Origin of the sequence: Microbacterium sp. p3-SID336 (genome assembly GCF_025143365.1) — a bacterium.
Taxonomy (GTDB): domain Bacteria; phylum Actinomycetota; class Actinomycetes; order Actinomycetales; family Microbacteriaceae; genus Microbacterium.
In genome coordinates this window covers 1-21,261 of record NZ_JALXPE010000031.1, presented here as the reverse complement: position 1 = coordinate 21,261, position 21,261 = coordinate 1, and the positions used below count along the sequence as shown (strand labels likewise).

21 protein-coding genes are annotated in these 21,261 nt (G+C 70.4%); 17 read left to right on the top strand and 4 right to left on the bottom strand.

The window, feature by feature from the left end:
* Nucleotides 1–80: 80 nt before the first annotated feature.
* The 4 genes from M3C17_RS10805 to M3C17_RS10790 are packed head-to-tail and all read left to right on the top strand — an operon-like array spanning nt 81 to nt 4,180.
* Nucleotides 81–1,007 (top strand): ABC transporter permease, encoded by a 927-nt coding sequence (locus M3C17_RS10805; RefSeq protein ID WP_259977719.1) that lies wholly within the window; start codon nt 81–83, stop codon nt 1,005–1,007.
* On the top strand, nt 1,000–1,941 hold the full coding sequence (locus M3C17_RS10800; protein WP_259977718.1) for an ABC transporter permease: 942 nt from the start codon (nt 1,000–1,002) through the stop codon (nt 1,939–1,941). Before M3C17_RS10805 ends, M3C17_RS10800 begins: the two co-directional genes overlap by 8 nt.
* The gene (locus M3C17_RS10795) at nt 1,938–3,611 is read left to right on the top strand and encodes an ABC transporter ATP-binding protein (RefSeq protein ID WP_259977717.1); all 1,674 of its coding nucleotides are present in this window, start codon (nt 1,938–1,940) and stop codon (nt 3,609–3,611) included. Before M3C17_RS10800 ends, M3C17_RS10795 begins: the two co-directional genes overlap by 4 nt.
* A 2-nt stretch (nt 3,612–3,613) precedes the next feature.
* The gene (locus tag M3C17_RS10790; RefSeq protein WP_259977716.1) at nt 3,614–4,180 is read left to right on the top strand and encodes a PH domain-containing protein; all 567 of its coding nucleotides are present in this window, start codon (nt 3,614–3,616) and stop codon (nt 4,178–4,180) included.
* A 6-nt stretch (nt 4,181–4,186) separates the two neighbouring features.
* Here the strand turns inward: M3C17_RS10790 and M3C17_RS10785 are convergent, their stop codons facing one another.
* Nucleotides 4,187–4,978: a CPBP family intramembrane glutamic endopeptidase gene (locus M3C17_RS10785; RefSeq protein WP_259977715.1), complete on the bottom strand. Its 792-nt coding sequence runs from the start codon at nt 4,976–4,978 to the stop codon at nt 4,187–4,189.
* 102 nt (nt 4,979–5,080) lie between these two features.
* On the opposite strand from M3C17_RS10785, the gene typA reads away from it, so the two are divergent.
* From typA to M3C17_RS10765, 4 genes are all read left to right on the top strand, one after another.
* Nucleotides 5,081–6,994, top strand: a complete 1,914-nt coding sequence (typA, locus tag M3C17_RS10780) for a translational GTPase TypA (protein WP_259977714.1) — start codon at nt 5,081–5,083, stop codon at nt 6,992–6,994.
* A 186-nt stretch (nt 6,995–7,180) separates the two neighbouring features.
* Nucleotides 7,181–8,071 carry a phospholipase gene (locus tag M3C17_RS10775; RefSeq protein ID WP_259977713.1) on the top strand — a complete coding sequence of 297 codons (891 nt, stop codon included), beginning with the start codon at nt 7,181–7,183 and terminating at the stop codon, nt 8,069–8,071.
* 159 nt (nt 8,072–8,230) lie between these two features.
* Complete coding sequence (gene glsA, locus M3C17_RS10770; RefSeq protein WP_259977712.1) at nt 8,231–9,271, top strand: glutaminase A; 1,041 nt, start codon at nt 8,231–8,233, stop codon at nt 9,269–9,271.
* Nucleotides 9,272–9,287: 16 nt separating this feature from the next.
* Nucleotides 9,288–10,916, top strand: a complete 1,629-nt coding sequence (locus M3C17_RS10765) for an MFS transporter (RefSeq protein WP_259977711.1) — start codon at nt 9,288–9,290, stop codon at nt 10,914–10,916.
* 3 nt (nt 10,917–10,919) lie between these two features.
* On the opposite strand, the gene M3C17_RS10760 is transcribed toward M3C17_RS10765, so the two are convergent.
* A complete protein-coding gene (locus tag M3C17_RS10760) occupies nt 10,920–11,468 on the bottom strand; it encodes a helix-turn-helix domain-containing protein (RefSeq protein ID WP_259977710.1) in 549 nt (182 codons plus the stop codon).
* A 99-nt stretch (nt 11,469–11,567) separates the two neighbouring features.
* Between M3C17_RS10760 and M3C17_RS10755 the strand changes: the two genes are divergently transcribed.
* From M3C17_RS10755 to M3C17_RS10730, 6 genes are all read left to right on the top strand, one after another.
* Nucleotides 11,568–12,281 (top strand): AzlC family ABC transporter permease, encoded by a 714-nt coding sequence (locus M3C17_RS10755; protein WP_259977749.1) that lies wholly within the window; start codon nt 11,568–11,570, stop codon nt 12,279–12,281.
* Nucleotides 12,278–12,592: an AzlD domain-containing protein gene (locus tag M3C17_RS10750; RefSeq protein WP_259977708.1), complete on the top strand. Its 315-nt coding sequence runs from the start codon at nt 12,278–12,280 to the stop codon at nt 12,590–12,592. The genes M3C17_RS10755 and M3C17_RS10750 overlap by 4 nt, the downstream gene beginning before the upstream one ends.
* Nucleotides 12,593–12,634: 42 nt before the next feature.
* On the top strand, nt 12,635–13,066 hold the full coding sequence (locus M3C17_RS10745) for a histidinol dehydrogenase (protein ID WP_259977707.1): 432 nt from the start codon (nt 12,635–12,637) through the stop codon (nt 13,064–13,066).
* Nucleotides 13,067–13,075: 9 nt separating this feature from the next.
* The gene (gene fdxA / locus M3C17_RS10740) at nt 13,076–13,396 is read left to right on the top strand and encodes a ferredoxin (protein WP_017203330.1); all 321 of its coding nucleotides are present in this window, start codon (nt 13,076–13,078) and stop codon (nt 13,394–13,396) included.
* A gap of 9 nt (nt 13,397–13,405) precedes the next feature.
* A complete protein-coding gene (gene dapC / locus M3C17_RS10735; RefSeq protein ID WP_259977706.1) occupies nt 13,406–14,518 on the top strand; it encodes a succinyldiaminopimelate transaminase in 1,113 nt (370 codons plus the stop codon).
* A 191-nt stretch (nt 14,519–14,709) separates the two neighbouring features.
* The gene (locus tag M3C17_RS10730) at nt 14,710–15,999 is read left to right on the top strand and encodes a citrate synthase (RefSeq protein WP_259977705.1); all 1,290 of its coding nucleotides are present in this window, start codon (nt 14,710–14,712) and stop codon (nt 15,997–15,999) included.
* Nucleotides 16,000–16,078: 79 nt separating this feature from the next.
* On the opposite strand, the gene M3C17_RS10725 is transcribed toward M3C17_RS10730, so the two are convergent.
* Together M3C17_RS10725 and dapD are read right to left on the bottom strand one after the other, a co-directional pair.
* Entirely contained in the window at nt 16,079–17,452 is a 1,374-nt protein-coding gene (locus M3C17_RS10725) for a DEAD/DEAH box helicase (protein ID WP_259977703.1), read from the bottom strand.
* Nucleotides 17,453–17,690: 238 nt separating this feature from the next.
* Nucleotides 17,691–18,644 (bottom strand): 2,3,4,5-tetrahydropyridine-2,6-dicarboxylate N-succinyltransferase, encoded by a 954-nt coding sequence (gene dapD / locus M3C17_RS10720; RefSeq protein WP_259977702.1) that lies wholly within the window; start codon nt 18,642–18,644, stop codon nt 17,691–17,693.
* Between the two features lie 66 nt (nt 18,645–18,710).
* On the opposite strand from dapD, the gene dapE reads away from it, so the two are divergent.
* The 3 genes from dapE to M3C17_RS10705 all read left to right on the top strand — a co-directional run bounded on the left by dapE (nt 18,711) and on the right by M3C17_RS10705 (nt 21,251).
* Nucleotides 18,711–19,784, top strand: a complete 1,074-nt coding sequence (gene dapE, locus M3C17_RS10715) for a succinyl-diaminopimelate desuccinylase (protein WP_259977700.1) — start codon at nt 18,711–18,713, stop codon at nt 19,782–19,784.
* A complete protein-coding gene (locus tag M3C17_RS10710) occupies nt 19,766–20,983 on the top strand; it encodes a hypothetical protein (protein WP_259977699.1) in 1,218 nt (405 codons plus the stop codon). Before dapE ends, M3C17_RS10710 begins: the two co-directional genes overlap by 19 nt.
* A gap of 94 nt (nt 20,984–21,077) precedes the next feature.
* Nucleotides 21,078–21,251: a DUF3117 domain-containing protein gene (locus M3C17_RS10705; protein WP_071328210.1), complete on the top strand. Its 174-nt coding sequence runs from the start codon at nt 21,078–21,080 to the stop codon at nt 21,249–21,251.
* Nucleotides 21,252–21,261 lie beyond the last annotated feature (10 nt).

Sequence of the window (21,261 nt, the reverse complement as noted above, 5' to 3'; positions counted from 1 at the left end):
CGAGGCGGTGACGGTCTCCGTCACCGCCTCGTCGGGTGCTCCCGTCGTGCCTGCTCGCGCCCTCCCGAAAGGGACAGCGGATGCTCAGCTACATTCTCAGACGTCTTCTCCAGGTGATCCCCGTGTTCTTCGGGGCCACCCTGCTCATCTACTTCCTCGTCTTCGCCATGCCGGGGGACCCGATCCTGGCTCTGTTCGGCGATCGCACGCCCAGTGAGGCGCTCGTCAACGCGCTGCGCGAGGAGTACCACCTGAACGACCCGTTCCTGGTGCAGTACTGGTACTACATCACCGGTGTCTTCCAGGGCGACCTCGGCACCACGTTCTCGGGCCGCTCGGTCTCCGACGTGCTCGCCGAGACGCTTCCCGTCACCGGCCGCCTCGCCATCATGGCGATCGGGATCGAGTTCACGCTCGCGATCTCGATCGGCACGATCTCGGCGCTGCGCAAGGGCAAGCTCTTCGACACGACGGCGCTTCTCGTCGCGCTCATCGCGATCGCGATCCCGATCTTCGTGCTCTGCTTCCTGGCGCAGTACTTCCTCGCGATCCAGTGGGGATGGTTCAGCCCGACCGTCGGAGCCGACAACGACTGGGGCGGCCTCTGGCTCCCCGCACTCGTGCTCGGGTTCAGTCTCTTCGCCGTCAGCATGCGCCTGATGCGCAGCTCGGTGATCGACACGCTCAACCAGGACTGGGTGCGCACGGCGTACAGCAAGGGACTCTCGCGCGGACGCGTGATCCCCGTGCACGTGCTGCGCAACTCCCTGATCCCCGTCATCACCAACTCCGCCACGAACTTCGGTGTGCTCCTCGTCGGCGCCACCGTGACCGAGGGGATCTTCAACGTCCCCGGTGTCGGCAACACGCTGTATCAGGCGGCGATCCGCGGGGAGGGGCCCACGGTGGTCTCCTTCGTCACCGTGTTCGTCATCCTGTACGTGCTGGTGAACCTTGTCATCGACCTGCTCTACGGTCTGCTCGACCCGAGGATTCGCTATGTCTGATCCCACCACGCACAAGCACTACGTCGCCCCGGTGGAGACGGAGACGATCGCCGTCGACGCCGTCCGCGTGTCGGAGAAGCCCAGCAACCTGTGGCGTGACGCGTGGCGCGACCTCCGTCGTCGCCCGCTGTTCTGGTTCTCGGTGGTCCTCGCGGCCGTGTTCATCCTGATGTCGCTGTGGCCGACCCTGTTCACGCAGGTGTCGCCCCGTGCGTGCGACCTCATGTACAGCAACGAGGGACCGACGCCGGGCCATCCGCTCGGGTACACGTTCCAGGGCTGCGACATCTACGCCCGCGTCGTCTGGGGAGCGCAGACGTCGCTCGCCGTCGGCCTCATCGCCACCGTGATCTCGGCCGTGCTCGGGCTCATCATGGGCGCGCTGGCCGGATTCTACGGCGGCTGGCTCGACGCGCTGCTGTCGCGCATCGGCGACATCTTCTTCGCGATCCCGTACATCCTCGCGGCTCTGGTCGTGATGACGGTCTTCTCGGAGTACCGCTCGGTGTGGACGCTGGCGCTCGCGATCGGCGGGTTCTCGTGGGCCTCGACGGCGCGCGTCGTGCGCGCCGAGGTGCTGCGGGTGCGACAGGCGGACTTCGTCATGGCGTCGCGCTCGCTCGGCCAGTCGCGGTCCAAGACCCTGCTGACCCACGTGATCCCGAACGGCATCGCACCGCTGCTCGTCGTCTCGACGCTCGGGCTGGCGGCGGCGATCGTCGCCGAGGCGACGCTGTCGTTCCTGGGCGTCGGTCTCGGCGGCACGGTCGTGTCATGGGGCAACGACATCAGCCAGGCGCAGGCGGCTCTGCGCATCGCGCCGATGTCGCTCATCTATCCGTCGATCGCGCTCACCCTCGCGGTGCTCGCGTTCGTGAGCCTGGGCGAGCTCATCCGAGACGCCCTCGACCCGAAGGCGAGGGCACGCCGATGAGCGAGCACAACGCCGCACAGATCCCGCTGCTGAGCGTGCGCGACCTCACGGTCGCGTTCCGCGGCCAGGGCGGCATGCGCGAGGTCCTGCACGGGGTCAGCATCGATGTGATGCCGGGCGAGACCGTGGCCATCGTGGGCGAGTCCGGATCCGGCAAGTCGACCACGGCCACGGCCATCGTCGACCTGCTCCCCGGAACCGGCACGATCACGGGCGGCTCGATCACCCTCGAAGGGCGCCCGCTCACCGGACTCGGCCGACGGGAGATGGAGGCGGTGCGCGGTCGCGACATCGGCTTCGTCCCGCAGGATCCGATGTCGAGCCTGAACCCGGTGTGGAGCATCGGGTTCCAGGTCAAGGAGGCGGTGCGCGCCAACGGCATCGCGCGCGGTCGCGCCGCCGCCAAGGAGCGCACGATCGAGGTGCTGCAGCAGGCGGGGCTGGCCGACGCCGAGCGGCGTCTGCACCAGTATCCGCATCAGTTCTCCGGTGGCATGCGCCAGCGGGCGCTGATCGGCATCGGCCTCGCGGCCGACCCGAAGCTGCTGATCGCCGACGAGCCCACCTCGGCGCTCGACGTGACGGTGCAGCGGGTGATCCTCGACCACATGGCCTCGCTCACGCGGGACAAGGGCACGTCGGTGCTGCTGATCACGCACGACCTGGGTCTCGCCGCCGAGCGCGCCGAGAAGATCATCGTGATGAACGGCGGCAACATCGTCGAGGCCGGCCCGAGCAGGCAGATCCTCGAGAACCCGCAGCACCCCTACACCAAGCGGCTGGTCGCCGCGGCACCCAGCGTGGCGTCGCAGCGCATCCAGGCCGTCGTGGAGGACCGCGGCATCGAGACGACGGAGGACCTCGCCGCCATCCCGCCGACCGTCCGGGTCGCGGGGCTGACGAAGGACTTCAAGATCCGTCAGGGCAACTTCCGCAGCGAGGCCTTCCGGGCGGTCGACGACGTGTCGTTCGAGATCCCGCGCGGCAAGACGCTCGCGCTCGTGGGCGAGTCGGGGTCCGGCAAGTCCACGGTCGCGAAGATGGTGCTGAAGCTCGAGGATCCGACCAGCGGGACGATCGAGATCGACGGGCAGGACGTGTCCGGCCTGTCCGCCTCGCAGGCGTTCGGGCTCCGGCGGCGTATGCAGCCGGTGTTCCAGGACCCGTACGGCTCGCTCGATCCGCTGCGCAACATCGGGAACACGATCGCGGAGCCGCTGCAGATCCACGGCGTCGGCGACCGCGCGTCGCACCGGGCCAGGGTGAGGGAGCTGCTGGAGCAGGTGGCTCTCCCGCAGGAGCTCGCCAGCCGGTACCCGAACGAGCTCTCGGGCGGTCAGCGACAGCGCGTCGCGATCGCCAGGGCGCTCGCGCTCAAGCCCGACATCATCGTGCTCGACGAGGCGGTGTCGGCGCTCGACGTCCTGGTGCAGGATCAGATCCTCAAGCTCCTCGCCGACCTGCAGTCCGAACTGGATCTGACGTACCTGTTCATCACGCACGACCTCGCCGTGGTGCGGGTCTCCAGCGACCTCGTGTGCGTGATGGAGAAGGGGCGCGTGGTCGAGCAGGGCACGGTCGACGAGATCTTCGCGAACCCGCAGGAGGAGTACACGGAGCGGCTGCTGCAGGCCATCCCCGGAGCCTCCATCCCGCTGGGCGGCCACTGAGCGTGGCCCCGTCCGCACACCCCGAGGACGCACGGCTCTACCGTGCGTCCTCGGGCACGGTCATCCTGGTGCTGAGCGTGCTGCTCGTGCTGTTCCTGCTCGGAGACACCGTCGTGAACGGCAGCGTCGTGCAGGCGCTGCTGATCGCACCGTGGATGCTGCTGGCGCTGTGGATCGTCTACGAGATCAGCTTCGTGTCGTCCGTGCGCGTGGATGCCGAGGGCGTGACCGTGCGCAACCTGCTGCGCCGCACGAGCTTCGGCTGGGCGCGGGTGCGCGACATCGATATGCGCTGGCAGCTGGAGTTCCAGCTCGACGACGGCCGCACCGTCAGCTGCTGGGGAGGCCCGGCCAGGGCGCGCCCGCCGCGGCCGAGCCGCAGCGAGGACGACGAGCCCAAGGTGCCGGCGGGGCTGCAGGCCCTGACAGCGATCAGGGACCGCTGGAGCGCGGCCCCCGCGACGGCGGACGCGCCCATCCGTCGCACGTGGGACGGTGCCGCGCTGATCGCGCTCGCGGTGATCGTGCTGTGGGCGGCCGCGGCACTGGTGTTCGTGAACGCCACCTGATCCGGGTCAGCCGGGCAGGCCGAACAGGCTCGGCCAGGTGGCGGCCGCCCAGGGGTAGCCGACGAAGACGGTGGCGTCGATCAGGAAGTGCGCCACCAGGAACGGCAGCAGCCGTCCGGAGCGCTGGAACAGCCATCCGAAGAGCAGGCCCATCGCGAGGTTGCCGATGAAGGCGCCCGGGCCCTGATACAGGTGGTAGCTCGCGCGCAGCACCGAGGTGGCGACGATGATGGCCCAGGGCGACCAGCCGAGCTGCCGGAGCCGCGCGAACAGGTAGCCGAGCACGACGAACTCCTCCTGCAGCGAGGCGCGGGCCGCGGCGAGCAGGAGCACGGGCACGGTCCACCAGTACGCGTCGAGGCCCGCGGGGTTCACGGCGACGAAGAGCCCGGTCGCGCGCCCGACGAGGTAGAGCGCGAGTCCCGGCACCCCGATGGCCACCACCAGGAGCACTCCGCGGCCGACGTCGCCGATGACCCTGGTCCCGTCCAGTCCGAGCCGCGCGAGGTGCGGGCGGCGTCGCTGCCAGAGCAGGAAGCACACGAGCAGCACCGGCACGAGGGAGAACCCGATCGAGAGCAGCTGATAGATCAGGTCGAACAGCTCGCGGTCGCTGCGCGAGGGGTTGAGCGTGGCGGTCTGGTCCGCCAGGGGCACGTCGTCGGTGAGCCGATAGGCGAGCTGCACGATCGCGTACACCGCCGACTGTCCGAGCCCCAGGGCCAGCACGATCGCGATCTCCCACCACAGGCGGGCGCGGCTCTCGCGCGGGGCGGGGAGAGGGGCGGCGGGGGTCACGAACTCGATGCTACGACCTGCGCTCAGGAAGGCAGGCCGCCGGTACGTTATCCTGGAACGTCGGCTTCCCGGCGCAACCCCACACCTTTTGAGGACCCTTGTATGGCGCACGCCCTCCGCTCTGACCTCCGCAACGTCGCAATCGTCGCCCACGTCGACCACGGCAAGACCACTCTTGTCGACGCGATGCTCCGCCAGACGGGGTCCTTCGGCGAACACTCGCACGTGGAAGAGCGCGCCATGGACTCGAACGACCTGGAGCGCGAGAAGGGCATCACGATCCTCGCCAAGAACACGGCGATCACCTACAAGGGCAAGCACGCCGGCGGCAAGGAGATCACGATCAACGTGATCGACACCCCCGGCCACGCCGACTTCGGCGGCGAGGTCGAGCGCGGCCTGTCGATGGTCGACGGCGTCGTGCTGCTCGTCGACGCGAGCGAGGGCCCGCTGCCGCAGACCCGCTTCGTGCTGCGCAAGGCGCTCGAGGCGAAGCTGCCCGTGATCCTGCTGGTCAACAAGACGGATCGCCCGGACGCGCGCATCGCCGAGGTCGAGGAGGAGGCGCACGACCTGCTGCTGGGTCTCGCCTCCGACCTGGTCGACGACGTGCCCGACCTGGACGTCGACGCCCTGCTCGACGTGCCGGTGGTCTACGCCTCCGGTCGCGCCGGCGCCGCGTCGCAGAACCGTCCCGCCGACGGATCGCTGCCCGACAACGACGACCTGGAGCCGCTGTTCGAGGCGATCCTCGAGCACGTGCCGGCCTCGGCGTACGACGACGAGGCGCCGCTCCAGGCCTGGGTCACCAACCTCGACTCCAGCCCGTTCCTCGGCCGTCTCGCCCTGCTCCGCGTCTTCAACGGCACGCTGAAGAAGGGGCAGACCGTCGCCTGGGTGCGCTCCGACGGCACCACCAGCAACGCCCGGATCACCGAGCTGCTGAAGACCCGCGCCCTGGAGCGCTACCCGGCCGAGTCCGCGGGCCCCGGCGACATCGTCGCGATCGCGGGCTTCGAGGACATCACGATCGGCGAGACGATCGCCGACCCCGAGGACATCCGGCCGCTGCCGGCCATCACGGTCGACGACCCCGCGATCTCGATGACGATCGGCACCAACACCTCGCCGCTGATGGGCAAGGTGAAGGGGCACAAGCTGACCGCGCGCATGGTGAAGGACCGCCTGGACCGCGAGCTCATCGGCAACGTCTCGCTCAAGGTCGTCGACATCGGCCGTCCCGACGCCTGGGAGGTGCAGGGTCGCGGTGAGCTCGCCCTCGCCATCCTCGTCGAGAACATGCGCCGCGAGGGCTTCGAGCTCACGGTGGGCAAGCCGCAGGTCGTCACCAAGAAGATCGACGGCAAGACCTACGAGCCGTTCGAGCACCTGACGATCGACACGCCGGAGGAGCACCTCGGCGCCATCACGCAGCTCCTGGCGAACCGCAAGGGCCGCATGGAGAACATGACCAACCACGGCACCGGCTGGGTGCGCATGGAGTTCATCGTCCCCTCGCGCGGCCTCATCGGCTTCCGCAGCGAGTTCCTCACGACCACGCGCGGCACCGGCATCGCGAATGCCATCTCGCACGGCTACGAGCCGTGGGCGGGGCACATCACGACGCGTCAGAACGGCTCCATCGTGGCCGACCGCGCAGGTGTCGTGACGCCGTTCGCGATGATCGCGCTGCAGGAGCGCATGTCGTTCTTCGTGCAGCCGACCGAAGAGGTCTACGAGGGCATGGTCATCGGCGAGAACTCGCGCGCCGACGACATGGACGTGAACATCACCAAGGAGAAGAAGCTCACCAACATGCGCTCCTCCACGGCCGACAACTTCGAGTCGATGACGCCGCCGCGTCTGCTCACCCTGGAGGAGAGCCTGGAGTTCGCGCGCGACGACGAGTGCGTCGAGGTCACGCCGGAGAAGGTCCGCATCCGCAAGGTGATCCTCGACCAGACGGTCCGCGGACGCGAGGCCTCGCGTCTCAAGCGTCAGGACGCGAACGCCTGATCGCACGCCGATCCTTCGGGAAGGGCCCCACGTCGCCAGCTGGCCTCGCGGGGCCCTTTCTCATGAAAATCCCAGGTGAGGGCTAGTTTTTGTTCAGCTTGACGATGCAGACTCGGTGACTTGCGCCTGGGGCGAGCTCCCGATGAGTCCCCTGCAAGGGCGTACGACGACCCGAAAGTCGAACCCATGCTTCAGAAGACCCGTGCGCTTCGGCGCGCCTCCGACGCGGCAGCCGCCCGCGCCACTGTCACCGCTCGCACCCCGCTGCTGATCCTCGGCACCGCGGCCGCCGCGCTCGTCGGCATCACCCTCACCGTGGGCATCGCCCCCGCGGCCGGGGCCGAGCGCCCGGACGCGGCCTCCGCCGTCACGAGCCAGGCGTTCGGCGCCGAGCCGCTCACGCGCATGGCCGACAAGGCCGTGATGACGGTCTCGGCCGGGGAGGACGCGGTCGCCGCGGCCGATGCTCTCACCGCCGAGGTCGCCGCCTCCGGGCTCGATGTGAGCGCGGCGGCGCCCGTCGACACCGCGCAGCTGGAGGACGACCTGGACACGCTCTCCGACCGCAGCACGCTCCCGCTGCTGCTCGTGACGGTCACCGCCGAGCAGGCCGCGGCCGAGACGGAGGAAGTCGTCAGCGCGACCGCCACGCTGCAGCAGGCCTTCACGGCCGCGCAGGAGCAGAAGGCCGCGGAGGAGGCCGCCGCGGAGGCCGCCCGCGTCGCGGCCGAGCAGGCCGCTGCCGCCGCCGCCGCCCTCGCCTCCGCCAACACGGTGGACGGCGCCAAGGCCACGGCGCAGCAGATGATGGCCGACCGCTACGGCTGGGGCGGGGACCAGTTCTCCTGCCTGAATTCGCTGTGGAACAAGGAGTCCGGCTGGAACTACAAGGCCTACAACCCCAGCGGCGCGACCGGCATCCCGCAGGCGCTCCCCGGCAGCAAGATGGCCTCGGCCGGCAGTGACTGGCAGAGCAACGCCGCGACGCAGATCGCGTGGGGGCTCGGCTACATCGCGGACGTCTACGGCACGCCGTGCAGCGCCTGGGGGCACTCGCAGGCTGTGAACTGGTACTGACCGGCGCGCGGGTCGGGGGCTCGTCACCCGCGGGTGACGGCATGACGGGGGCGCGGGCCGAGGGCTCGTCACCCGAGGGCGGCAGCCTCTAGCGGCGCGCGGGCGCGAGCGCTACGGTGACGGTGACGACTGGGGGCGTCTCGGATCCGAGGAGGACGCGTGCTCGACCCGGCTGCCTGGCTCGACGTGCCGCAGGAGGTCTCGACCGGAACCCTGCCGGGGTGGGACCGCGTCGAGGAGATCGTGCGCGAGGCCCATGCACGGTATGCGCGGGAGCAGGGCGGGCGCGTCGCGGACTACATCCCGGTGCTCGCCGAGGTCGACCCCGAGCTGTTCGGTCTCGCCGTGATCGAGGTCGGCGGCGGCGTGCACGATGCGGGCGACGCGCTGCATGCGTTCTCGATCCAGTCGATCTCCAAGATGTTCGTCTACGCGCTGGCGATCCAGGAGCACGGGCACGAGCGGGTGCGCGACATCGTGGGCGTCAACAACACCGGACTCGCGTTCAACTCGGTCGTCGCACTCGAGCTGAACGACGGGCACCCGCGCAATCCGATGGTCAACGCGGGCGCGATCGCGACGACGGCGCTCATGCCCGGCACCACCGCCGTCGAGCAGTGGGAGCGGGTGCGAGAGGGCCTATCCGCCTTCGCAGGGAGACCACTGAGCCTGGACGGCGTCGTGTACGCCTCCGAGGCGGCGTCCAATGAGCGCAACCGGGCGCTCGGCTGGCTGCTGCGCAGCTACGGGCGGCTCGACGGCGATCCCGATGAGGTGGTCGACGTCTACACCCGGCAGTGCGCCCTGAGCGTGACCGCGCACGACCTGGCCGTGATGGGCGCGACGCTCGCCGACGGGGGAGTGAACCCGATCACGGGGGAGCGGGTCGTGTCTGCCGAGGTGTGTCGCGACACGCTGGCCGTGGTCGCTGCGAGCGGTCTGTACGAGCGCTCGGGGGACTGGCTGTTCGAGATCGGTCTCCCGGCGAAGTCGGGGGTGGCCGGTGGCATCGTCGCGGTGTCGCCGGGCAAGGGCGCCGTCGCGGGCTTCTCCCCGCGGCTCGACGAGGCGGGCAACTCGGTGCGCGCGCAGATGGCGATCGGCCACCTGTCGCGTTCGCTGGGGCTGAACCTGTTCGCGTCCGCGCCCGCTCCAGGCCAGGGCGGCTCGAACGAGCGCGCGGCGACGAGACGGCGATGACACCGGAGGAGCGGACATGACCGAGACGACGACGCAGGCCCCCGTGAAGAGCTCGTGGCTGCCGATGGTCAGCCTGTTCCTCGCGCAGGTGCTGATGTCCTTCAACGTCGCAGCGCTGCCGATCTCGCTCGGCGGCATGGTGAGCGACTTCGGGGTGCCGCCCACCGTCGCGAGCACCACGATCGTGATGTACGGCCTGGCGGTCGCTGCTCTCGTCATGACGGGAGCGAAGCTCGGCCAGCGGGTCGGCTGGGTGCTGATCTTCCGGGTCGTGGTCGCCCTGTTCGCCGGCTCGGCGGTCATGATGCTGATGGCGCCGACGGTGTGGTGGGCGATCGCCGGTCAGGCCGTCGCCGGCGCGGCCGCGGCGATCATCGTGCCGTCGATCGTCGCCCTGATCGCGGAGAACTACCGCGGACCCCAGCAGGCCACCGCGATCGGCGCGATCGGCTCCGCGCGCGCCATCTCGGGCGTCAGCGCGTTCCTGATCGGCGGAACGCTGGGGACCCTGGTCGGGTGGCGTCCGCTGTTCTTCATCGTGCTGGGCATCGCGGTCGCGGTGTTCGCACTGAGCTTCACGCTGCGGGGCGACCGCGGGGACGCGTCGATCCGCATCGATCTCGTCGCGTCGCTGCTCATCGGCGCGGCGATCGTGCTGCTCACGCTCGGGTTCAACAACCTGAACAGCTGGGGAGCCGTCGCGGCGACCCCCGCGGCGCCGTTCAGCATCCTCGGGCTCTCACCGGCGCCCGTGCTCATCGTGCTGGGCCTCGTGCTCGGACAGGGCTTCTTCCTGTGGACGCGACGGCGGATGCGCGAGGGCAAGGTGCCGCTCATCGACCTCAGCGTCCTCGGGTCCTCCCGGGAGCGGGCGGCGGTCTACGCGATGTTCATCGTGGTGGCGCTCGAAGCCTGCGTGAACTTCACGATCCCGCTGTACATCCAGATCGTGCAGGGGCGCACGCCCTTCGACACCTCCCTCGCCATGATGCCGTTCAACCTCACGGTGTTCATCACGGCCACGCTCGTCGTGCGCTTCTACACGCGGTACCCGCCGCGCACGATCGGCGTCTTCGGGTTCATCCTCACGACGGCGGCGCTGGTCTGGCTGTCGGTCGTGGTGACGAACAACTGGGAGACCATCCCGACCATCGCGGGGCTGATCGTGTTCGGCATCGGACAGGGCGCACTCGTGACCCTGGTCTTCAACGTGCTGGTCACGGCGGCCCCTGCCGAGCTCGCGGGCGACGTGGGCTCGCTCCGCGGGACGACGCAGAACCTCGCGAGTGCGGTCGGCACGGCGCTCGCGGGGGCGCTGCTGGTGTCGCTGCTCGCCCTGAATGTCGGGCGCGCGGTGGTCGAGCATCCGGAGCTGCCGCCGTCGCTGGTATCCCAGGTCGACCTGAACGAGGTGAACTTCATCAGCAACGACGACCTGCGCGTGGTGCTCGAGACGACGGATGCCACGCCCGCGCAGGTGGATGCCGCGGTGGCCGTGAACGAGGAGGCGCGGTTGCGCACGCTGAAGCTGGGGCTGCTGCTGCTCGCCGCGGTGAGTGCGCTCGCGATCCTTCCCGCGTCGCGGCTGCCCCAATACCGGCCGCACGAGATCCCTGATCCCTCGCCTCGACGCGGGGCGGAGTGACGGTCAGCGCAGCTCCGAGATGAGCACGGCGCTCGTGCCCGGCTTCGTCGCCTCGAAGATGTGCGCCGCGTCCCCGGGGTAGGTGAGGTAGTCGCCGGGGTCGAGCACGATCGGCTCGTCGGGCGGTCCGATGCGGGCCTGCCCTGCGATGAGGATCACGTGCTCGATGGTGCCGGGGTGGTGCGGATCCGAGCGGCGCGGATCACCGGGTTCGGCCTGGATCAGGTAGACGTCGCGCCGTGCACCCGGCGGGCTCGCGGAGAGCAGCGTGGCGCTGTAGGCGGCGGCAGCGGAGGGGACTCCCGCCAGCTCGTCGGCGCGGATCAGCGTGGGCGCATTCGCCTGCTGGTCGACGAGCACGGCGAACGGGACCCCGAGGGCGACGCCGAGCGCCCACAGCGTCTCGACGCTCGGGTTGCCGGCGCCGTTCTCGAGCTGCGACACCGTGGCCTTGGACACGCCGGCGCGACGGGCGAGCTCCGAGACGGACAGCCCGGAGCCTTCGCGCTCGCGGCGGAGCGTGCGGGCGATGCGGGTGCGGAGGTCTTCCATGTGTTCATCATGGCAAACGTTCGTTCGCTTGACTATGCATCCATTGGTGTTCAGAATGATGATCGTGTGTTCATCAGAGCGAACAGCGCGGAGGAGCGGATGGTGACCGCTGAGCGGGAGGTGTGGCGCGAGGCGCTGGGCGTCGTGCTCGCGACCAGCGCCTACGGCATCTCCTTCGGAGCGCTCGCCGTCGCCGCCGGCCTCGACGTGTGGCAGACGTGCGTGCTGAGCCTGCTCATGTTCACCGGCGGCTCGCAGTTCGCGTTCGTGGGGGTGTTCACGGCGGGCGGACTCGCCGCACTGCCCTCGGCCATCGCCTCCGCAGCCCTGCTCGGCGTCCGCAATGTCGCCTACGGCATGCGCATGTCCCCGATCGTGGGGGGCGGTCCGCTGCGTCGCGCCGCCGCCGCGCACTTCACGATCGACGAATCCACGGCGGTCGCGATCTCGCAGGGCGACCCGCGCCTGCGCCGCGTCGGCTTCTGGGTCACCGGGATCGGCATCTTCCTCGGCTGGAACGCCACCACACTGATCGGGGCCCTGGTCGGCGACGTGCTGGGGGACCCGAAGACCTGGGGGCTCGACGCCGCCGCTGCCGCCGCATTCCTCGCTCTCCTGTGGCCGCGGCTGCGGCAGCGCCAGGCCGTCGCCGTCGGGGTCGCAGCGGCCGTGGTCGCCGCCGCCCTCACGCCGTTCCTGATGCCGGGCCTGCCCGTGCTCGTCGCGGCTCTGGTCGCGATCGTGGTGGGCTGGTTCAACTGGCTGGGGCGCGCGGCTGACGCGGACAGCCCGACGACGGGGGAGACGGCATGAGCCTGTGGAGTGCGATCCTGCTCGCCGCGTTGATCTGCCTCGCGCTCAAGGCCGCGGGCTATCTGGTGCCCCCGAAGGTGCTCGAGGCGCCGCGACCCGCGCGCATCTCGGACCTGCTCACGGTCGCGCTGCTGGCGGCGCTCGTCGCCGTGCAGACCCTCGGGGCCGGACAGGCGATCACGGTGGACGCCCGTGTCCCGGCGCTGCTCGTCGCGGCCGGCCTTCTCTGGCTGCGGCAGTCGTTCCTGGTGGTCGTGATCGCCGCGGCACTGACCGCTGCGCTGCTGCGCCTGTGGGGTCTCGCGGCCTGAACGCCGGGGTGGACGCCGCCCCTACGCCGGTAGGATCGACAGGTGCGCGTGAACTGGGTCTCGAGAGTGCTGTCGTGGGTCGCCGCGGCGCTGGTCGGCGGGGTCTACGGCGTCGCCGGCACGATCGCGCACAGCGTCATGTGGGGGCCGATACCGATCGGACTGATCGTGGCCGCGATCGCCTGCGCCGCGATCCTGATCGCCGTGCGCGCGCTGACGCACGACCGCGGGGCGGCTGTCGCCGCCGGGCTCGGGATGCTGGGCATGCTGGTGCTGATCTCCGGTGTGGGGCCGGGAGGATCCGTGGTCGTGCAGGACTCGCTGAGCGGTCGCATCTGGACGTATCTCGCTGCCGGGATCGTGCTCCTCGTGATCGCGTGGCCCTCGTTCTCACGCACGCGAGCACGCCCGATCGCGTCCCCGCCCGTGCCGCCGGTGCCGCCGGCGGAAGACCGAGGCCTCCGCGCGCCGTAGACTGGAGGGGTGACGTATGTGATCGCCCTCCCGTGCGTCGATGTCAAGGATCGCGCCTGCATCGACGAGTGCCCCGTTGACTGCATCTACGAGGGCGAACGGTCGCTGTACATCCATCCCGACGAGTGCGTGGACTGCGGTGCCTGCGAGCCGGTCTGCCCCGTCGAGGCCATCTACTACGAAGACGACCTGCCCGACGAGTGGCAGGACTACTACAAGGCCAACGTCGAGTTCTTCGACGAGATCGGGTCTCCGGGAGGCGCCGCCAAGGTCGGCGTGTACCCGTTCGACCACCCGATCATCGCCGCCCTCCCGCCGCAGGGCGAGTAGGCCCGCTCCGTGAGCGTCCGCGACCTCGCCGACTATCCCTGGGACGCCGTGGTCCCGTACCGCGAGCGCGCCGCGCGGCACCCGGACGGTCTCGTCGACCTCTCGGTGGGATCGCCCGTCGACCCGACACCCGCCGTCATCCGGCAGGCGCTCGCCGACGCCACCGACGCCCACGCGTACCCGCAGACGGTCGGCACGCCCGCCCTCCGCGAGGCCATCGTCGCCTGGTACGCCCGCCGCAGGGGCGTGCCGGATCTGCGCGTCGACAACGTCCTGCCCACCATCGGCTCGAAGGAGCTGGTGGCGCTGCTGCCGACGCTTCTCGGACTGGGCGCGGACGACATCGTGGTGCACCCGCGCGTCGCCTACCCGACCTACGAGGTGGGTGCCCGGGTCGTGGGCGCAACGCCTGTCGCCGTGGACGACCCCGCGGAGTGGCCGGAGGGCACGAAGCTCGTCTGGATCAACACCCCCGGCAATCCGGACGGGCGCACCTGGACGGTCCCGGAGCTCGCGACCGCCGTCCGGCGTGCGCGCGAGCTGGGAGCGGTGCTGGCCAGCGACGAGTGCTACGCCGAACTGGGCTGGGACGGGCCGTGGCGCACCGAGCCGATCCCGTCGATCCTCGATCCGCGCGTGACCGAAGGCAGCCGCGCGAACCTGCTCAGCGTGTACTCGCTGAGCAAGCAGTCGAACCTCGCCGGCTACCGGGCGGCCTTCGTCGCCGGGTGCGCGCGCATCGTGGGCGACCTGCTCGCGGCGCGCAAGCATCTGGGACTCATGCCGCCCGCCCCCGTGCAGCAGGCCATGGCGGTCGCTCTCGGCGACGACGCGCACGTGGCAGCGCAGAAGGAGCTCTACCGCGTCCGGCGCGAAGAACTGCTCCCTGCGCTCGCCGCAGCGGGGTTCCGTATCGACGGCTCCGAGGCGGGGCTCTACCTGTGGGCGACGGAGGGCCGCGACGCGTGGGAGTCCATGGGGCGTCTGGCCGACCTCGGCATCCTCGGCGGCCCCGGCCCCTTCTACGGTGCCCACTCCGGGGAGCACGTGCGACTCGCCCTGACCGCTCCGACCGAGCGTGTCGTCGAGGCCGCCCGCCGCCTGCGCGCGGCACAGCTGTAGGTTCCCTCATCGGACCGGCCATCCGTTTGGCGGTTGTCACAGTAGGCCTGCGCGACTACTAGGCTGTAAAGGCGATTCGGTCAGCACCTGACCAGGCGCTCGGCGCCCGAGAGATCGCCAGTTCCGGCTTGATCACGAACTTGCTGACACCATGCGACGCGCAGGCGGTCAGACTGAAGGAGGAGGTCCGCGTGAGCGCTGCGGCAGACCAGACGGCGAAGCTGACGATCGGCGACACCACCGCCGAATTCCCTCTGGTGCGCGGCACCGCCGGCCACGACAGCATCGACTTCTCGACGCTGACCAGGCAGACCGGCTACACGGGTCTGGACTACGGCTTCGTGAACACCGCCTCCACCAAGTCCGAGATCACGTTCATCGACGGTGACAAGGGCATCCTGCGCTACCGTGGCTACCCGATCGAGCAGCTGGCCGGCAGCACGAGCTACCTCGAGGTCGCCTGGCTGCTCATCTACGGCGAACTGCCGTCCGCATCCGAGCTCGCCGAGTTCGACGAGAAGATCCGCCGGCACACGCTGCTGCACGAGGACCTCAAGCGCTTCTTCTCCGCGCTGCCGCACACCGCGCACCCCATGTCGGTGCTGTCGTCTGCGGTGGCTGCGCTCTCCACGTACTACGAGGGCCAGACCGACCCGCACAACCCCGAGCACGTCGAGCTGAACATGATCCGGATGCTCGCGAAGCTCCCGGTCATCGCGGCCTATGCGCACAAGAAGAGCGTCGGCCAGGCCTTCCTCTACCCGGACAACTCCCTGGGCTTCGTCGAGAACTTCCTGAAGCTCAACTTCGGCGTCAACTCCGAGCCGTACGAGATCAACCCCGTGATGGTCAAGGCGCTCGAACTGCTCCTCATCCTGCACGAGGACCACGAGCAGAACGCCTCCACCTCGACCGTGCGCCTGGTGGGATCCACGGGCGCCAACCAGTTCGCGTCGATCTCGGCCGGCATCCAGGCCCTCTCGGGTCCGCTCCACGGCGGGGCGAACGAGGCCGTGCTCACCATGCTCGGCCAGATCCGCGACTCGGGCCAGAGCGTGTCGCGCTTCGTCGAGCGGGTGAAGAACAAGGAAGAGGGCGTGAAGCTGATGGGCTTCGGGCACCGCGTCTACAAGAACTACGACCCGCGCGCCAAGCTCGTCAAGGAGGCGGCCGACGAGGTGCTCACCTCGCTCGGCGTGACCGACCCGCTGCTCGACCTCGCCAAGGAGCTCGAGGAGATCGCCCTCGCGGACGACTACTTCCGGGAGCGTCGCCTGTACCCGAACGTCGACTTCTACACCGGCGTCATCTACAAGGCGATGGGCTTCCCGACCCGGATGTTCACCGTGCTCTTCGCGATCGGGCGGCTGCCCGGCTGGCTCGCGCAGTGGCGCGAGCTGCAGCTCGACCCGCAGACCAAGATCGGCCGCCCCCAGCAGCTGTACACGGGCTCGCCCGAGCGCTCCTTCCCGACGCGCTGACCCCTCAGACACGAGAACCCCCTCACGCGCCAGGCGCGGAGGGGGTTCTGTCGTCTCGGTCTGCGGGTCTGCGGTGGGGTCAGCGTCCCTGCGCACCGCCGCGGCTGCCCTGACGGCCCTGGCCGCCCTGGTGCTGCTGACCCTGCGCGCCGCCCTGGCCCGCAGGGCGACGACGACGACGGCGTCGGGACGGCGGCGTCGTGGCGCTGCTCTTCTCCCCGCCGGCCGGGCGCTGCTTCGGCGACTGGCGCTGCTGCTGCTGAGGCGGCGCGGGGCGCACGTGCGGCGCTCGCTCCGGCACGAGCTCGGTCACGGCGTCCTGGGTCAGCTGCTCGAGCGGCGCGGTGATCGCGGCCTTGCGCAGCAGGTCCTTCACGTCTCGGCGCTGCTCGGGCAGCACGACCGTCACGACGGTGCCGGCGGCACCTGCCCTGGCGGTGCGGCCGGAGCGGTGCAGGTACGCCTTGTGCTCGACGGGCGGATCGACGTGCACGACGAGGTCCACGTTGTCCACGTGCACCCCGCGCGCGGCGACATCCGTCGCGACCAGCACGCGCACGCCGCCGTCCTGCGGGTCGGCGGAGAACGCGCCCAGGTTGCGCTCACGCGCGTTCTGAGAGAGATTGCCGTGCAGGTCGACGGCCGGGATGCCCGCCGCGGTCAGCTGCTTCGCGAGCTTCTTGGCCTGGTGCTTGGTCCGCGTGAAGAGGATGCGGCGCCCGGTGCCGGAGGCGAGGTCGCGCACCAGCACGGTCTTGTTCTCCGGGGAGTCGACGACGAGCACGCGGTGCGTCATCTCGCCGACGGGCACGCTCGCCTCGTCCACCTCGTGGCTGACCGGGTTCGACAGGAACCGGCGTGCGAGGGTGTCGATGCCCCGGTCGAGCGTCGCGCTGAAGAGCAGACGCTGACCGCCGGCCGGCGTCGCGGCGAGGATGCGGGTGACACCGGGGAGGAACCCGAGGTCGGCCATGTGGTCGGCCTCGTCGAGCACCGCCACCTCGATCGCGCTGAGCCGCAGGACCTGCTGCTTCATGAGGTCTTCGAGCCGGCCGGGGCACGCGACGACGATGTCGACGCCGCCCCGGAGCGCCTGCTCCTGCGGACGCTGGCTGACGCCGCCGAACACGGTCGTGACGGTCAGCCCCGCGGCTTCGGCGAGCGGGGCGACGGTCGCCGCGATCTGGGTCGCGAGCTCACGGGTGGGGGCGAGCACCAGCCCGCGGGGCAGGCCGGAGCGGCGCTTGCCACCGGACGCCGCGAGACGTGCCACGAGGGGCAGGGCGAACGCGATGGTCTTGCCGCTGCCCGTGCGACCGCGACCCAGCAGGTCCCGTCCGGCGAGCGAGTCGGGCAGGGTGTCGCGCTGGATCGCGAACGCCTCGGTCTTGCCGGAGGCGGCGAGGACGGCGGCGAGCTCGGCGGGAACGCCGAGATCGAGGAAGGAAGGCATGCAGAAAGCTCCGTCAGCGCCCGACAGGGGCGCGGTAGTGGGGTGAGGTGGGCGAGGACACGGCGGATCGCGCGTCCGTTCGCCGTGCGTATGGCCAGTTCGGGCTGGTGATGGGAGCGCGGTGCGCTCGCTTCGGTCCTCGGAGACCCCTAGACGACGACGATGCTGACCGGCCGGTGGCGCGAGCAGCTCGTTCAGTCTACCAGTGGCGGCATGTCGGAGGCTGCATGTCGCCTGTTCAGGCGTGCAGCACCTCGTTCAGCGTGACGCCGCTGCCGGCGCGCCGCACCGCTTCGACGGCGCCGCTGACCGAGTTGCGACGGAAGAGGATCCCGTCCTGGCCCGACAGCTCCGCGGCCTTGACGGTGGTGCGTGCGCCGTCCGAGGTGACCGGACCGTCCACGAGTACGACCTTCGTCCCCGCGGTGACGTACAGGCCCGCCTCGACCACGCAGTCGTCGCCGAGCGAGATGCCGATGCCCGCGTTCGCGCCCAGCAGGGTGCGCGCGCCGATCGACACCCGGTGGGTTCCGCCCCCGGAGAGCGTGCCCATGATCGAGGCGCCGCCGCCGATATCGCTGCCGTCTCCGACGACGACGCCCTGCGAGATGCGCCCCTCCACCATGGAGGCGCCGAGAGTGCCCGCGTTGAAGTTCACGAAGCCTTCGTGCATGACGGTGGTGCCGGGGGAGAGGTGGGCGCCGAGTCGCACCCGGGAGGCATCGGCGATGCGGACTCCGGCCGGCTGCACGTAGTCGGTGAGTCGCGGGAACTTGTCGAGGCCCTGCACCTGGATGCCGGCGCGCTGCAGGCTCGGCCGCAGCCGCGTGGCGTCGTCGGGGTGCACCGGACCCGCATTGGTCCAGGCCACGGTGGACAGGTGCGGGAAGATGCCGTCGAGGTTCACCTCGTTCGGGCGCACCACGAGGTGCGAGAGCGCGTGCAGCCGCAGGTACGCGTCCGCCGTGGAGACAGGGGCCGCGTCGAGGTCGAGCTGCACCTGGACGACCTCCACCGTCACGTTCCGGCGCTCGTCCGTGCCTGCCGCGGACTGCAGAGCGGCGATGGCTTCGGCTGCCTCAGCCGGGGAGGGTGCGGTCGTGCGCACCTCGGGGTACCACGCGTCGAGGACGGTGCCGTCTCCCGCCGTCGTGCTCAGTCCGATGCCCCACACAGTTCTCGCGTCGCTCATGCCTCCACGCTAGCGCGCACGCTCAGCGGCCTCGCACCGCATGACGCGGTCAGTAGGCTTAGGGGCATGGTGCTCGATCTGACCGCGTCCTCCGCCGACATCACTCGCGCGATCTGCGACATCCCGAGCGTCTCGGGCGAGGAGCAGGCCCTGGCCGACGCGATCGAGCAGGCGGTCACGGGGCTCCCGCACCTCGAGGTGATCCGTCACGGCAACACAGTGGTCGCGCGCACCGACCTCGGGCGGCCCCAGCGCGTCGCGATCGCGGGACACATCGACACCGTGCCGATCCATGACAACCTCCCGGTGCGGGACATCGAGATCGACGGCGAGCCCTTCCTGTGGGGTCGCGGCACGGTCGACATGAAGGCGGGCACGGCCGTCCAGCTGAAGCTCGCGGCGGAGCTCGCCGACCCCTCGATCGACATCACGTGGATGTGGTACGACAACGAGGAGGTGGCCGCCGATCTCAACGGCCTCGGTCTTCTCGCGGCCGCCCGCCCCGACCTGTTCGAAGCCGATTTCGCGATCCTCGGCGAGCCGTCCGACGGCGAGGTCGAGGGCGGCTGCAACGGCACGCTGCGCGCCATCGTCCGCACCACCGGCGTCCGCGCCCACAGCGCACGCGCCTGGATCGGGGAGAACGCGATCCATCGTGCGGCGCCGATCCTCGCGCGGCTCGCGGAGTACCGTGCGCGGGAGGTGCCGGTCGAGGGCCTGCTGTACCGGGAGAGCCTCAGCGCCGTGCGCATCTCCGGCGGCGTCGCCGGGAACGTCATCCCCGACGCGTGCGAGGTCGAGGTCAACTACCGCTTCGCCCCCAGCAAGTCCGCCGCCGACGCGGAGGCGCACGTGCGTGCGGTGCTTGCGGGCTTCGACGTCGAGATCACGGACGCGGCGGAGGGTGCGCGGCCCGGCCTGGACGCCGAGATCGCCCGCCGGTTCGTGTCGGCGGTCGGCGCCGAGCCGCGGCCCAAGTACGGCTGGACCGATGTCGCGCGGTTCTCGGCCCTGGGCATCCCCGCCGTCAACTACGGCCCCGGTGACCCGCATCTCGCCCACCACGACGAGGAGCGCGTGCCGCTCGCGCAGATCGAGGCGGTCGAGCGGGGCCTGCGCGCATGGCTCACCTCGCACTGAGCGCCGCTCGACACTGGGCGCGGCTTCCCCTCGCCGTCCGGATCGCTGTCGTGTACCTGCTGGCGCGGGTCGTCACGACCGGGTTCCTGATCGCGGCGGCCGGGCTGTCGACGGTGTTCTCGCGGTTCGGCGACGACGCAGGACTGATCGATTTCATTCTCGGCTGGGATGCGCAGTGGTACTGGCAGGTCGCCGTGCACGGCTACCCCACCGAGCTGCCCCTCACCGACGCCGGGGAGGTGGCCGAGAACGCCTGGGCCTTCATGCCGGTGTTCGCATACGCAGCCAATGCCCTGGGCTTCCTGCTCGGCTCGTGGGGAGCGGGCGCGTTCCTGCTCGCCTTCGTCGCCGGCTACCTCGCGTGCCTGGCGCTGCACCGGCTGCTGCGCGACCGCATCGGAGCAGGTGCCGCTCTCTGGTCCGTCGTGTTCTTCGCGTCGGGGCCGCTGGCCGCCCTGTTCCAGGTGGGTTACGCCGAGGCGCTGTTCCTGCTCCTGCTGTTCCTCGCCCTGGACGCGACCGCCCGCCGCCACTATGCGTGGCTTTACCTGCTGATCCCGCTGATGGGATTCACCAGACCGGGAGTCCTCGCGTTCGCCCTGTACCTCGGGCTGCACGGCATCCTGCGGTGGCGGCAGCGGCGCGGCGACCCGCTCGCGGCACGGGAGGTCGTGCACATCGTGGCCCTCGGCGCGCTTGCGACCGCGACGGGCTTCGCGTGGCAGGCCATCGCGGGCATCGTCACGGGCGACCCCGGCGCGTACCTCGCGACGGAGCTGGCCTGGCGTCGGCACTGGATCGTCGGCGGTGTCGACGGGTTCGTGCCGTTCGAGGGGTGGGTGCAGGCGTCGCAGTTCTGGTTCTCGCTGTGGGGCCTGCCCGCCTGGTGGGGACCGGTCGCCCTGATCCTGCTCGTGCTCGCCGCCGCAGCCGCGCTGCTGCTGTCGCCGCAGGTGCGCGCGCTCGGTGCCGACCTGCGCCTGTGGAGCGCCAGCTACCTGCTGTACCTGCTGGCCGTGTTCTTCCCGCAATCGAGCATCTTCCGGCTGCTGGTACCCCTCAGTCCGGCCTGGGGAGCGGTCGCCGTTCCCCGCTCGCGCCTGTGGCGGTTCGGCGTCCTCGCCCTGTGCCTGCTCGGGCAGTGGGTGTGGATCTATCACGTGTATGCCCTCGGGAGCACCTTCTGGCAGGTGCCCTGATGTCGCCGCGCGACGGCTTTGTCCTCGGGTGACGTCCACGGCGCGGTGTCACCCGATAAACTCGTTCCATACCACCGGAGGAAAGGGAGCCACGATGGCAGCGATGAAGCCGAGGACCGGAGACGGGCCCATGGAGGCCGTGAAAGAGGGACGACTCATCATCGTGCGTGTTCCGCTCGAGGGTGGCGGCCGTCTGGTCGTCTCCGTGAACGACGCCGAGGCAAAGGAGCTTCACGACGTGCTGGGTGCCGTCGTGGCGCCGGCCTGATCGAACCCGG